A 13,376-nucleotide genomic window follows, 5' to 3' on the forward strand; every position below is an offset into this window, starting at 1 on the left:
GTCAGACGTCCTTTCGGCCACGCAGAGATTTGATGATGATGGGCAGCGCCGCGAGAACACATAGGCCAAGGATCGGCCCGATCACAAACGGTTCCCACAGCAGCGATACATCAGGAGTTTCGCCGCGATCAAATACACCACCCAAGCCAACGCCTATCCATGTGTAGACAATGCCTCCGGGGATTATGCCCAGCGCGGTGGTCAGCAGAAAGTTGCGGAACTTTACACCAACCAATGCCGGTACCAGATTAGCCACAAAGAAAGGCACCACCGGAACAAGACGCAACAGGAACAGCACTGAAATCTCGTTCTCGCGCAAACCATCCTTGAGCCTTTTGATCGTCCCTTCAGATGATTCCAGTCGCCGGGTCAGCGACTCCCCCAGGCCCCAGCGCGCTGCCAGAAAGATCGCCGAAGCTCCGATCGTCGCTGCAACAACGTTGAAAACCGTCCCGGCGAACAACCCGAACAGAAATCCTCCGGTCATCGAGGCGATGGCCGCGCCAGGCAGCGAAAAGGCAACAATCACGATGTAGATCGCAATGAATGCTGCCGCCATGGCCCAGTAGTTCGCATCGCGCCATGCCAGCAGCGCCTCACGATTGTCGCGCAAAGTCTCAAAAGTCAGGTAGTCGCCAAGCGTAAAGAATCCTGCTGCAGCAACGCCCAGGATCACAAGCAATGGTATATGTCGCGCCAGCCCGCCCCGCGGCGCCGGTGTTGTGTCACTCATCTGACTTTCCGGTTTCTTATGAATCATCCTGCCCACAACATGCGCTGCCGGGGCAGTCAGCAACAGGGACCTCACGTGGCCTTGATGTTTGTGGCTGTGAATGTGAGTGTTTTCCGTATCAAATCCGGATTTTGAAACCTTTTGTCAGCCTCGACTACAGAATTATTGCAAAAGCAGCGAAAACCCGACTCTTGGGGTTTGACTTACCCCCCGCTTAGCAGTAGAGGACGGGCTTCGAACACTACGGGCAGGCGAATCCGCGCCGCACCCGACCGATATAGATTGGAGACGGAGCGATGAAACGCACCTATCAGCCTTCGAACCTGGTTCGCAAACGCCGCCACGGTTTCCGCGCGCGCATGGCCACCAAGGCCGGCCGCAAGATCCTGAACGCACGCCGCGCACGCGGCCGCAAGTCGCTGAGCGCATAAACCGCCCACCGACAAGGTTCTGATGAACATGACGCCGCCGGAGGCCCCTGAGGATGGTAAGAACCAACCCCGGGAAACGCCCCCGGCGGCGTCCGTTTGCGCGCCTGAAACTATGACTGTTCTAAAAAACCGGTCGGACTTTCTGAAAGCGGCCCGCGCGCGCAGGCAAGGCACCGCCTCGATGATGGTACAGGGCCGCAAACGTGCGCCTGATGAGGCCACGGGCATTCGTGTTGGGTTCACCTGCTCCAAAAAGGTTGGCAATGCTGTGGCACGCAATCGCGCCAAGCGCCGGTTGCGTGAAATTGCACGCGCTGTGATACCCGACCAGGGCCGCGATGGGTGGGATTATGTTCTGATCGGTCGGGCCAACGAAACGGCCAATCGCCCCTTCGAGGCCATGATCGAGGATTTGCGTCAGGCGCTCACGCGTTTGCACGCCCGCAAGTAGCGTTACGTGCAGTCCCAAGTGCAATAAGCCTTGGCAAAATCACGCGCCAGCAAGTCCTTGCGCGCGATCATGAGGTTCAGCTCTCCGGCATCACCCATACAGACATGTTTGTCGAAACCCAGATGTAGAATGACACGATCGAGGTCATGCAGTTCCGGATCATGACGAACATCCTCCTGCGTGAAGTTGGGATGCCCGCCCACCCAATGCTCAGATGGCAGATCGGCAAGTTGTTCCATTCGTTCTTCCCAATTGCCCAACATCTCTGCGGCATCATCATCCGCCGGATTTCTGTCGACCAATTCCCACTCACGATCTGAATACGGCCAGATATATGAGTTCGCGGGTGCGCTGGTCACTTCACTTCTGAGGGCTACGCCGCGTTGTCGTGCCTGTTCGGTCCGAAACATTCCGCGTTTGGCCATAGCCAGCCGTTCAGGGACTTGCTGAACGACACCCTGTGAGGGTTTCGGAAACCACCTGACTCTAAAACCCTCATGCGGATCCAGCCATTTCAGTTGTCCGTCTTCCCCCACCTGCAGAAACACCTGCAATATCCCCTTATCGGGAAACTCGTTAAGGCCACCGAATTCTGTAAAATTGAGTTGCGCCGCAAGCAACATGGGATTCCCATCTTCATCTGATGGCCATTGCGTTTCTTCCGGAGACCAGAGCGGTCCGCCAATGCGTGACGCCGTCATGGATGGATCGCCATCGACCGGGTGCAACGCAGCCATTGGCAGGCGCGCTGCTTCCAGACTGTCCAGAAACGTGTTCAGCTCTTTTGTTGTAACCGGCGGTTTGGCATCTCGTTCAGCTTTGGCAGCCTTGCGATTTCGCCATTCGAGGTACAGATAGGCAGTGACCGCTATAGCCACGACAATCCAAAGATACATGACACTACCCCTCTTTCAATCAATGGTAGAAAGTCGGACTTCACACCACCCGTCTACAAATCTGGTCAATTTGACAGGTTTTCCCTAACTCTTGCTGCAATTAGGTTACAGGCATGACACCTCTTGCCTTCATCGCCGCTCTCCCGGTCCGCGCCTATCGCTTGCTGTTCAGCCCCTGGGTTGGCTTCAATTGCCGATACCAACCGACCTGCTCGGCCTATGCTCTGGAGGCTCTTGAAAAGCACGGGGCCATAAAGGGAAGCTTGCTGGCCGCACGGCGCATCAGCCGATGCCATCCTTGGGGCGGAGATGGATACGATCCGGTTCCCGATGCGACAGACACCCCGGATGAAAAGTCCTGAGGCCATGTGACGAGCCGTCAGGCTTGACCCGTTCTGCCGCGCGCTCGACACTTGGGACATCAGATCCCGAGGCCCCCATGATATCTGCAGCGCGACATACCCTGCCCACACACGAAGTTCACAACCAACCCCCTGTTCGGGGCGATTGTGATCTCTGGACTTCAGATCCGGTGCTGCAAAACGTGATCGCCCTCGCAGGCGGGCGTACAGAACCGCTGGCCTCGTATGGTAATATTCTGGGGCGCAGGGAAACGCGGGACGCAGGTATGGACGCGAACCGCCACCCGCCTGAGATCAGGCTGTTTGATCAGGGTGGCAGACGTCTGGACGAAGTCCGTTTCCACCCCGCCTATCACCAAATGATGCAGATCAGTCAATCCGCCGGGTATGCATCAATTGCATGGGACGGGCAGCCGGGTGGTCATGCAACCCATGCTGCCATGATGTACTTGGCAAGCCAGGTTGAGCCGGGGCATTGCTGCCCTATGACTATGACCTATGCGTCAATTCCCGCGCTTGCTGCGAACGAAGCGATCGCTTCGGTCTGGCGCCCCAAGCTCACAGCTCGCAGCTATGATCCATCCACCAAACCCATCGGTGAAAAAGGCAGTGCCACACTTGGCATGGCCATGACCGAGAAACAGGGCGGCTCGGATGTGCGTGCGAATACGACAATAGCCACACGCGACGGGGATCATTGGCGGCTGCGCGGGCACAAATGGTTCTGTTCCGCGCCGATGTCGGATGGGTTTCTGACACTGGCACAAGCCCCGGGCGGGTTGACCTGTTTCCTGCTTCCCCGCTGGCTCGAGGGGGAGCGCAACGCCATTCACCTCATGCGCCTAAAGGATAAGCTGGGGAACAAATCCAACGCCTCGTCCGAGGTCGAGTTCAATGATGCGCTGGCCTATCAGCTGGGTGATGAAGGCGCAGGTGTTCGCACGATCATCGAAATGGTCCATCACACCCGCCTAGACACTGCGATGGCCCCTGCCGGTCTGATGCGCGCCGCATTGGCCGAAGCACATCACTGGGTTGCACATCGCAGCACCTTTCAACGCCGCCTGATCGACCAGCCCCTTATGCGTTCCGTTCTGGCCGACCTCGTGCTGGACTGGGAAGGCGCGCTGACGCTGGGCATGCGGGTGGCGCAGGCCTTTGACGGTACAACCCCCGAAGACCGCGCATTCGCCCGCATTGCCGTTGCATTGGCAAAATTCCTTGCCAACAAGCGTTGCCCTGTCGTTACGGTCGAGGCGATGGAGGTGTTGGGGGGCATGGGATACGTCGAAGACACCCCCATGCCCCTGATCTACCGAGAGGCACCGTTGAACGGAATCTGGGAAGGTTCGGGCAACGTCATCTGCCTCGATATCCTGCGGAGCCTTGCTCGTGATCCTCTGGCAGCGGAGGTGCTGCAAGCTGAACTGAGTGCCGCCGTCGGAACGGATCGGGGATACGATGCAGCATTGAAAGAGCATCGGGATCGCTGGCCAACCCTGCCTGCCGAAGCCGAAGCCCGCTGGTTTGCTGAACGGACAGCGCTTTTGCTGACAGCATCACTGTTGCTACGTCATGCGCCGGGTGCGGTGGCGGACGGCTACATAGCAACACGCATTCTTGGAAACAGCGGGCACATTCCCGGATCGGTCTCAGGACTGGACACCGAAGCCCTTATCCAGCGTCTCTCAACTCAATAAGCTAAGGCGCATCTGACCACATACTTGCCCGGTCGCCACATCTGATATAGGGGCAGCCCATGTTTGATGAAGCAGACGATATCCACCCGCTATTCGCCGGCGCGCCCTCGACCACCGAGTTCAAGAAGCTGCGTAAACGCATAGTGCGCCAGACCCGTGAAGCGATCGAGCATTACGGGATGGTGAACGAGTCTGCCCATGCCAAGGACGCCAAACCGCCCAAATGGCTGGTTTGTTTGTCTGGCGGCAAGGACAGCTATACATTGCTTGCTGTCCTATATGAGCTGAAATGGCGAGGCCTGCTGCCTGTGGATTTGCTCGCCTGCAATCTGGATCAAGGGCAGCCCGGCTTTCCCGCAACAGTATTGCCTGAGTTCCTGGAGCGAATGGGCGTCCCTCACCGGATCGAATATCAGGACACATATTCAATTGTCATGGATAGGGTCCCTCAGGGGCGTACTTATTGCGCACTTTGCTCACGGCTGCGTCGCGGCAATCTCTATCGCATCGCGCGTGAAGAGGGGTGCTCTGCCGTCGTTCTGGGTCATCACCGCGACGATATTCTTGAGACGTTTTTCATGAACCTGTTCCATGGCGGGCGTCTCGCCACGATGCCACCCAAGCTTGTGAACGAAGAAGGCGACCTGTTCGTCTTCCGCCCGCTGGCCCATGTGGCTGAGGTCGATTGCGAGAAATTCGCCAATGCGATGAGTTATCCCATCATCCCCTGCGATCTGTGTGGCAGTCAGGACGGACTGCAGCGGCAACAGGTCAAACAGATTCTCGATCAGTGGGAAAAAAACTCACCCGGTCGACGTCAGGTCATGTTCCGGGCTCTGACAAATGCCCGCCCATCCCACCTTCTGGATCCAAAACTGTTCGATTTTAACAATCTTTCTTTGAATTCATCCGATGAAGTTGAGGATCGGGACGAAATTCCTCAGCTGCGTTAACGTCTGACTCAGACTGGTTTCCTACGGTTGGCTTGTGCGTTTCATGCCCAAGCGGAAGGCCGTAAGAACCGATGCGGACAAAATCCATTTTCGAAAAACTGTGCGATCAGTTTGTGGTCATCATCTCAGGTCCACAGATTCTGGCGTTTCTACCAGCATTATGTCTGGGCGCATTCTGGCTTGGTGGCGAACGTGCTTTGCTTGCGGTCGCACTTGGCCTGCCACTTCTGTTCGCCGTGATTGGCAATTTCATTATCTGGCCATTGCACCTCAAAGGCGGCGCTGGACGTTCCAGGGGTATGATGGGAAATGATCTGTTCCGCGAGACATTGGACGAATTCTCAAAAGCAGCAGGGGCAGCCGGCAGTAACTCGGCCTGTATAATCGTGGCGCTTGATGACTACACAGAAATTCATGACCTGCACGGGCAGGCGACCGCTGAGTACATTTTCAGCCAGTTCAGCGCACGACTTCTGTCGATGATCCGCAGCGAAGACATCGCAACGCAAATCGAGCAGAACAAGTTTCTTATCGGCCTGACCCCTTCCGAGCACCTTAATCTTGAGGCCTGCATACAGATGTCCGGCCGAATTCAGGGTGCTGTTGAAGAACCCATCACCCTGAATGAGGCGAGTATATATATCTCGTGTTCAATCGGTTTCTGCATGCTGTCGAACATACCTGAAACAAATGCGGAAGATTGGATCGAAGCAACACGTACAGCTCTGAGCGAGGCTCAAAAAAACGGACCCTCTACAATTCGGGCCTACACCGCCGAGACGCATCGCAGATCAGTTGTGCAGACAAATCTGCGCAAGGAAATTGATAATGCACTGGACAATGGTCAGATCTGCCCATGGTTTCAGCCGCAAATTTCGACTGATACCGGACAAATTACCGGCTTTGAGGCGTTGGCCCGATGGGAACATCCCGTAAAGGGCGTTTTGTCACCACATGTATTCCTACCTTTTGCGGAACAGGCAAAATTGATGGAACGATTTGGGCAGGTCATTCGCCATCACGCCTTCAGTGCCATGCAGGCGTGGGATCGCGCTGCGATCATCGTGCCGAGGATCGGAATAAACTTTTCATCTGATGAACTAAGGAATCCGGCCCTGCTGGATCGTTTGAAATGGGAGCTGGATCAATTCGACCTGACCCCGGATCGTCTGGCCATCGAAATATTGGAAACTGTTTTTTCCAGACGCCCGGACGACGTGATAACCCGGAATATCACAGGGCTTGCAAAACTGGGCTGTTGTATTGATTTGGATGATTTCGGCACCGGTCATGCGTCTATTGCGTCCATTAAGCGTTTTGAAGTCACTCGAATCAAGATTGACCGATCCTTTGTGACCAAATCTGATCAGGACCCCAGCCAACAACAGATGGTAAGCGCCATTTTGACCATGGCCGAAAGGTTGAATGTGGAAACGTTAGCTGAAGGCGTCGAGACGCCGGGTGAACACGCGTTGATGGCACAACTGGGCAGCAATCACGTTCAGGGTTTCGGAATTGCCAAGCCGATGCCATTCGAAAAGACGCTGGACTGGATCACCGCACATCGCAGCAAGATGAAGGGTACACCGAAGATCGGGCGCAAAACCGGCTGAAAATCACGAAATCCCGTGATCAACCGCAGTGTCATCGGCAAATCAGGGGCGATTCCGCTTGACCTTTGGGGCTGCACTCTGTTGAACCCTCCGGTGTCTTTCACTGCTCAAGGTGGCTGTCCCCGATGGACGATCAGAACAAGAATCTCATCCTTGCAACCGCGCTCAGCTTTCTCGTGATCCTTGTTTGGTTCGTGCTGTTCCCTCCGCCGGAACAGACACCGACCACGGACCAGACGACTATCAGCGCAACTGACGGTAACGAGGTTCAGACGCCTAGTGCATCCAGCACCAGCACCGTTGGTGAAGCGACAGCCGCAACATCCGAGGTGCAGCCCGAAGCCGAAGCCCCTCGCGTTACGATCGACACGCCCCGCCTGACCGGCAGCCTGTCACTATCCGGTGGCCGGATCGATGAGCTGTCCTTGAAAGACTACAAAGTTTCGCTTGCAGCGGATTCCCCTATTGTCGAGCTGCTTTCGCCTGTTGGCACGGAATCCGCCTACTACGCCCTCTACGGCTGGGCACCGGGCGCGGGTCTGGCCGGCGCGGATGTCCCCGGCCCCAACACGCTGTGGGCACTGGATCAGGGCGAAACGCTGGGTGTAGATAGCCCGGTTACACTGGCCTGGAACAACGGCAAGGGTCTGATCTTCCGCCGCACGATCTCAGTTGACGAAGACTATATGTTCACGGTGACGCAGTCGGTCGAAAACACCACCGGCGGCGAAGTCGGCATGGCGCCCTATGGAATCCTCGCCCGCCACGGCATCGGTGAAGATGGCGATCTTCCGGGTCTGAAAAACTTCTTCATCCTGCATGAGGGTGTGATTGGCATGGCCGATGGCACCTTGGCCGAAGTTGACTATGGCGATGTTCGTGATTTCGACATCGATCCGAACGAACGAGCGCAGGCCGAGGTATATCAGGTCAAAGAAGACGGTTGGATCGGCTTCACCGATCACTACTGGATGACCACACTGATCCCGGAACCCGGTTCGGCATTCAAAGCAGCTGCAAAATATGACGCACGTCGCAAGATCTATCAGACCGAAACGGTTCTGCCGACGCTGACTGTTGCACCCGGCGAGACGGCCGAGGTGACCACACGCCTGTTTGCCGGCGCCAAGGAATGGGAAGCCATCCGAGAGTATCAGTCCCAAGGCGTTCAGAAGTTCATCGACAGCATCGACTGGGGCTGGTTCTTCTTCCTGACCAAGCCGATTTTCTGGCTGCTGCACAACATCAATGCTCTGATCGGCAACATGGGCTGGTCCATCATCGGCCTGACGCTGATCATCAAGGCGATCCTGTTCCCGCTGGCCTTCAAATCCTATGTCTCGATGGCGAAGATGAAGGAACTTCAGCCGCAGATGGAGGCCCTGAAAGAGGCTGCTGGCGACGATCGCCAGAAGATGCAGCAGGGTATGATGGAACTGTACAAGAAGGAAAAGGTGAACCCGGCCGCTGGCTGTTTGCCGATCCTGATGCAGATTCCGATCTTCTTCTCGCTCTACAAGGTGATTTTCGTCACGATCGAACTGCGTCAGGCCCCCTGGTTCGGACCGTTCCGCGACCTCAGCGCACCTGACCCAACCTCGATCATGAACTTCTTCGGCTGGCTGCCATGGGCAGGACCTCAGCCGGATACGTTCCTGGCACTGATCTTCATCGGGATTCTGCCCCTGCTGTTGGGTATCTCGATGTGGCTGCAGCAGAAACTGAACCCGGCGCCAACCGACCCGACACAGGCGATGATCTTTGCCTGGATGCCATGGGTGTTCATGTTCATGCTGGGCAGCTTTGCAAGTGGTCTGGTGGTTTACTGGATTGCGAACAACACGATCACGTTCACCCAGCAGTACCTGATCATGCGCAGTCAGGGCTACAAGCCGGACGTATTCGGCAATATCAAGTCCGGCTTCAAACGGACGCCAAAGACGGATGACAAATGACCGGAGCTATCACCAGTATCTGGCGGCATCCGATCAAGAGCCACGGCCGTGAAAGTCTTGATGATGTAACCTTGATCCCCGGGCAGACCATGCCCGGGGATCGTGTTTGGGCTGTTGCGCACGAAGCCTCGAAAGCCGACGGCTCGGAATGGGTGCCTTGCGCCAACTTCAGTCGCGGGGCCAAGGCGCCGCAGCTCATGGCTATTTCGGCACGGCTGGAATGCGATAAGGTCACGCTCAGCCATCCTAAACAACCTGATCTCAGCTTCGATCCCGACACGCAGCAGGATATGTTCCTGAACTGGGTCAAACCGTTGATGCCAGCAGATCGGGCGGCATCAGCACGCATCATCCGTGCCCCCGGCCGCGGCATGACCGATAGCGACTTTCCTTCGATCAGCCTGTGCAACATGGCTTCGCATCGCGCCGTCGAACAAAAGCTGGGTCAAAACCTTTCGATAAACCGTTGGCGCGGAAACATCTGGTTCGACGGTCTCCCCCTGTGGGAGGAGTTTGATTGGCCGGGCCGCGATATCCGGATCGGTGAGACCCTGCTGCGGGTGCGAGAGCGCATCACGCGCTGCCTCGCGACCACTGCCAACCCCGAAACCGGCGAGCGCGACGCAGATACGCTTGGTGCGCTCAGCGCGTGGGATCATCAGGATTTTGGCGTCTATGCCGAAGTGATCGAAGGTGGCAAGATCGAGATTGGCAACAAGGTCGAAGTGATATGAGCGCGTTACCATTCCCATTGGCCGAAGATCCGGATGCGATTGCTCTGGAAAGCGGACGCAAAATGTTCGCCGGTGAGTCTGAATTCGTCAAAGGCGTTGTAGCCATGGACGGATTGCCCTCGCCCGACCGGTTGGAGGTCTGCTTTGCCGGCCGCTCGAACGTGGGCAAATCCAGTCTGATCAATGCACTGACCGGCACAAAAGGTCTGGCTCGCGCCTCGAACACACCGGGCCGCACGCAGGAAATCAACTTTTTCACGCAGGGCCCCGATCTCTATCTGGTCGATTTGCCCGGATATGGCTACGCCAACGCTCCGGTCAAAGTTGTCGAGAAATGGCAGAGGTTGCTGAAAAAGTACCTCAGCGGACGTCAAACCTTGCGCCGTGCCTTTGTTCTGATCGACTCGCGCCATGGGGTGAAGCCCGTTGATGATGAGATCATGAAGCTTCTGGATACCAGCGCCGTGACCTTTCAATGCGTCATGACCAAGGCGGACAAAGTCAAAGCCAAGGATCGCGAGAAGGTACTGGAACAGGTGCGCAAAGCCCTGTCCAAACACCCTGCCGCCTTCCCTGAGATTGTACTGACCTCGTCTGAAAAAGGGGACGGCATTCCGACCCTGCGATCCATCATCGCTCATCTGGAATGATTGCGTTTGCCCGCATCCTCGGCGTTCTGACGCTGCTTGCGCTGGCAATCACCGGTGCCATCCCGCAGGGCTGGATGCCCGCGCGAGGTCACGATGGCAAAATTCTTCTGGTGCTCTGCACTGGTGAGGGAACGGTCGAGCAATGGGTCGATCTTGATCCAAGCGACCCGATCCATGACGAAACGGATGAGCGTGTCATGTGCCCCTTTGCGGGTCTGACCGCTGATGCCACTGTGCCGGAACACAAGGTCATTCTTCCTTTTGAGATGCCGATTCAGCCTCGCTGGTCGCACGAAGACTTTACGCATCGAAGCGCGGGTTTCTTTGCCCGATATGATGCGAGGGCACCGCCCCTACACTCCTGATTTCGCGAAACAAACAGGTAAGTCCGCGCGTTAGCTGCGCGGGCCTCTTTCTCGAATTTGGAGACTATTATGGCAATGGACAGCCAAAACAGGGCCGCCGACGCGGCCCCGCGCGATGCTGCGCAAAAATTCTACTTCGCCGCCTGGCGGTGGCACTTTTATGCAGGGATCTTTGTGATCCCGTTCCTGATCATACTTGCCGTGACGGGGTTGATGATGATGTTCATCACTCAGTTCGACGGTCGTGATGGGGAAAAGATTGCGGTCGAAATTCAAGGGGATCCATTACCGGTTTCTCGGCAGGCAGAGCTAGCCCTGGCCGAAGTTCCGGGACAGGTTGTGGAATGGATCGGCCCCAAAGCTGCCGATCTGGCCACAGTCTTTCGCATCAAAACCGACGCGGGTCAGCTTATGGTCGCCCTAGACCCGTATAGCGGTGATGTGATCGAAACATGGGACCGTCGCGCTGGCTGGTATGACCTCGCCGATAACATCCACTCGACCCTGATGATTGGCGATACGGGTGACCGAATTCTCGAGATCGCAGCCGGGCTCAGTCTGGTTCTTGTTTTCACGGGCCTCTATCTCTGGTGGCCGCGCGGGAATTCCATGTCAGTCTTCGTCCCCAACCTGCGTGCACGTGGGCGGGCGCTCTGGAAATCGCTGCATGCTGTTGTTGGTTTCTGGATGTCAGGGCTTTTAATCGTCTTTCTGGTCTCAGGCCTGTCGTGGGCCGGCGTGTGGGGTGGCATGATCGTGCAGCCGTGGAGCAGTTTTCCGGCCGAGAAATGGGACAATGTGCCCTTGTCGGATGACATCCATGCCAGCATGAACCACGGTCACCAGAATGATGTGCCCTGGGCGCTGGAGCAGACGCCAATGCCTGCCTCGGGGTCTGATGCCGGTATCGATGGAATTGCTCAGAGCGTGCCAATCGATATTGATGCGGTGGTACAGTTGGGCACCTCACTGGGAATGCAGGGCCGGTTCCGCGTTGCCTACCCCAGCGGGGAAAACGGGGTCTGGACCCTGAACCGCGACAGCATGAGCAGTGACTCCACGGATCCGGTCAACGACAGAACCGTGCATGTTGATCAATACACTGGCAAGATTCTGGCTGATGTCAGATATCAGGATTACTCCGTGATGGGTAAAAGCATGGCCATTGGCATCCCGCTGCATATGGGCCTGATGGGTGTTTGGAACTTTGTTCTGAATCTGGTGTTCTGCCTATCCGTGATTTTTGTCTGCATCTCTGGTGTCGTTATGTGGATCAAACGTCGTCCCAAGGGGGAGGCGCGTCTCGCACCGCCCCCCTTGCCAGCGGAAATGCCGATCTGGAAGGGAGCCGTGCTCATCGGCCTGTTCACCGCGATGGCGTTCCCGCTGGTGGGGCTGACGCTGCTTGGCGTTCTGGCACTTGATCTGCTGATCATCAGCAACATTCCTGCGATGAAGCGCGCGCTGAGCTAACCGGTTGGGGCTGCACCTGCCGGTGCGGCCCCGCTGCGTGGCACGTTTGCGTCCCTTATGGCGTGCCGCGCAGCAAATCAGGTGTTTCGGGTCATCTGGACTTGGCAGCCCTCTCCAAAGCCCCTAACAGGGTTGATCAGAGGGACGACAGCGATGAAGACAAGAGACATGGACCGGGACTGGATCGCCACTGCGGCCACTTTGAACAGTGCGCTGCCTTATCTGCAACGTTACGACGGTGCTATCGTCGTCATCAAACTGGGTGGTCACGCCATGGGCAGTGACGAAGCGATGGAAAGCTTTGCTCGAGACGTTGTTCTGATGCGACAGGTTGGCGTGAACCCGGTGATCGTTCACGGCGGTGGCCCCATGATCAATTCGATGCTGGATCGGCTGGACATTCAGTCCGACTTCGTCAACGGCAAACGCGTCACCGATCAGGCCACGGTCGAAGTGGTCGAGATGGTGCTGTCAGGTGTCGTCAACAAACGTATTGTTCAGGCGATCAACGCACAGGGTGGCATGGCTGTTGGGCTTTCCGGAAAGGACGCACATCTGATGATGTGCGAGCAAACAGACGCCTCGCTGGGATACGTGGGAACACCTGCGAAGATGGACCCGAAGATCCTGCATGACCTGTTCTCGCATGACGTTATCCCGGTGATTGCCCCCTTGGGCGCCGGCGCTGAAGGGGAGACCTTCAACGTAAACGGTGATACGGCTGCAGGTGCGATTGCCTCCGCTCTGAAAGCGGATCGCCTGTTGCTGTTGACCGATGTTTCCGGCGTAAAAAACGCGGCCGGAGATGTCGTGACCGAACTGAAGGCCGGGCAGATCCGTGAAATGACCCGCGAGGGCACCATTGCAGGTGGTATGATCCCAAAGACCGAGACCGCGCTGGACGCCCTGCACAGCGGTGTGCGTGCCGTTGTCATCCTAGACGGCCGTGCACCAAACGCCGTTCTACTGGAACTGTTCACCGAGCACGGTGCTGGGTCTCTGATCCGACCAGACTAACACCTAAGTGATCCCGGTGGCCTTGCGCCGGGCACTAACATGC

General features: G+C 56.9%; 14 protein-coding genes. 12 read left to right on the forward strand and 2 right to left on the reverse strand.

The window, feature by feature from the left end:
* Position 1: 1 nt before the first annotated feature.
* Entirely contained in the window at positions 2–733 is a 732-nt protein-coding gene (locus tag ACR0IO_RS09735; protein WP_170332171.1) for a TVP38/TMEM64 family protein, read from the reverse strand.
* 296 nt (positions 734–1,029) lie between these two features.
* Here ACR0IO_RS09735 and rpmH point away from each other — a divergent pair, with 296 nt between their 5' ends.
* Together rpmH and rnpA are read left to right on the forward strand one after the other, a co-directional pair.
* Complete coding sequence (rpmH, locus tag ACR0IO_RS09740; protein ID WP_005980833.1) at positions 1,030–1,164, forward strand: 50S ribosomal protein L34; 135 nt, start codon at positions 1,030–1,032, stop codon at positions 1,162–1,164.
* Between the two features lie 28 nt (positions 1,165–1,192).
* Positions 1,193–1,615 (forward strand): ribonuclease P protein component, encoded by a 423-nt coding sequence (gene rnpA, locus ACR0IO_RS09745; protein WP_480741650.1) that lies wholly within the window; start codon positions 1,193–1,195, stop codon positions 1,613–1,615.
* A 2-nt stretch (positions 1,616–1,617) separates the two neighbouring features.
* On the opposite strand, the gene ACR0IO_RS09750 is transcribed toward rnpA, so the two are convergent.
* Positions 1,618–2,511, reverse strand: a complete 894-nt coding sequence (locus ACR0IO_RS09750) for a YwqG family protein (protein ID WP_480741237.1) — start codon at positions 2,509–2,511, stop codon at positions 1,618–1,620.
* Positions 2,512–2,624: 113 nt separating this feature from the next.
* Between ACR0IO_RS09750 and yidD the strand changes: the two genes are divergently transcribed.
* The 10 genes from yidD (at position 2,625) to argB (ending at position 13,333) form a co-directional block, all read left to right on the forward strand.
* The gene (yidD, locus tag ACR0IO_RS09755) at positions 2,625–2,873 is read left to right on the forward strand and encodes a membrane protein insertion efficiency factor YidD (protein WP_480741239.1); all 249 of its coding nucleotides are present in this window, start codon (positions 2,625–2,627) and stop codon (positions 2,871–2,873) included.
* A gap of 77 nt (positions 2,874–2,950) precedes the next feature.
* Positions 2,951–4,573 (forward strand): acyl-CoA dehydrogenase family protein, encoded by a 1,623-nt coding sequence (locus ACR0IO_RS09760; RefSeq protein ID WP_480741652.1) that lies wholly within the window; start codon positions 2,951–2,953, stop codon positions 4,571–4,573.
* A 59-nt stretch (positions 4,574–4,632) separates the two neighbouring features.
* Positions 4,633–5,526 (forward strand): tRNA 2-thiocytidine(32) synthetase TtcA, encoded by an 894-nt coding sequence (gene ttcA / locus ACR0IO_RS09765; protein WP_480741242.1) that lies wholly within the window; start codon positions 4,633–4,635, stop codon positions 5,524–5,526.
* 71 nt (positions 5,527–5,597) lie between these two features.
* Positions 5,598–7,139 carry a putative bifunctional diguanylate cyclase/phosphodiesterase gene (locus ACR0IO_RS09770; RefSeq protein WP_480741245.1) on the forward strand — a complete coding sequence of 514 codons (1,542 nt, stop codon included), beginning with the start codon at positions 5,598–5,600 and terminating at the stop codon, positions 7,137–7,139.
* 125 nt (positions 7,140–7,264) lie between these two features.
* Positions 7,265–9,094, forward strand: coding sequence for a membrane protein insertase YidC (yidC, locus tag ACR0IO_RS09775; protein ID WP_480741247.1), 1,830 nt, complete (start codon positions 7,265–7,267; stop codon positions 9,092–9,094).
* Positions 9,091–9,828, forward strand: coding sequence for an MOSC domain-containing protein (locus ACR0IO_RS09780; protein WP_480741249.1), 738 nt, complete (start codon positions 9,091–9,093; stop codon positions 9,826–9,828). Before yidC ends, ACR0IO_RS09780 begins: the two co-directional genes overlap by 4 nt.
* Complete coding sequence (gene yihA / locus ACR0IO_RS09785) at positions 9,825–10,478, forward strand: ribosome biogenesis GTP-binding protein YihA/YsxC (protein ID WP_480741251.1); 654 nt, start codon at positions 9,825–9,827, stop codon at positions 10,476–10,478. The genes ACR0IO_RS09780 and yihA overlap by 4 nt, the downstream gene beginning before the upstream one ends.
* On the forward strand, positions 10,475–10,843 hold the full coding sequence (locus tag ACR0IO_RS09790) for a DUF2946 domain-containing protein (RefSeq protein ID WP_170332187.1): 369 nt from the start codon (positions 10,475–10,477) through the stop codon (positions 10,841–10,843). Before yihA ends, ACR0IO_RS09790 begins: the two co-directional genes overlap by 4 nt.
* A 69-nt stretch (positions 10,844–10,912) precedes the next feature.
* Positions 10,913–12,316 carry a PepSY-associated TM helix domain-containing protein gene (locus tag ACR0IO_RS09795; protein ID WP_480741256.1) on the forward strand — a complete coding sequence of 468 codons (1,404 nt, stop codon included), beginning with the start codon at positions 10,913–10,915 and terminating at the stop codon, positions 12,314–12,316.
* Positions 12,317–12,469: 153 nt separating this feature from the next.
* Positions 12,470–13,333, forward strand: coding sequence for an acetylglutamate kinase (argB, locus tag ACR0IO_RS09800; protein WP_480741257.1), 864 nt, complete (start codon positions 12,470–12,472; stop codon positions 13,331–13,333).
* The last annotated feature ends 43 nt before the right edge of the window (positions 13,334–13,376 follow it).

The sequence above is a fragment of the Ruegeria sp. CE12 genome (assembly GCF_056537525.1).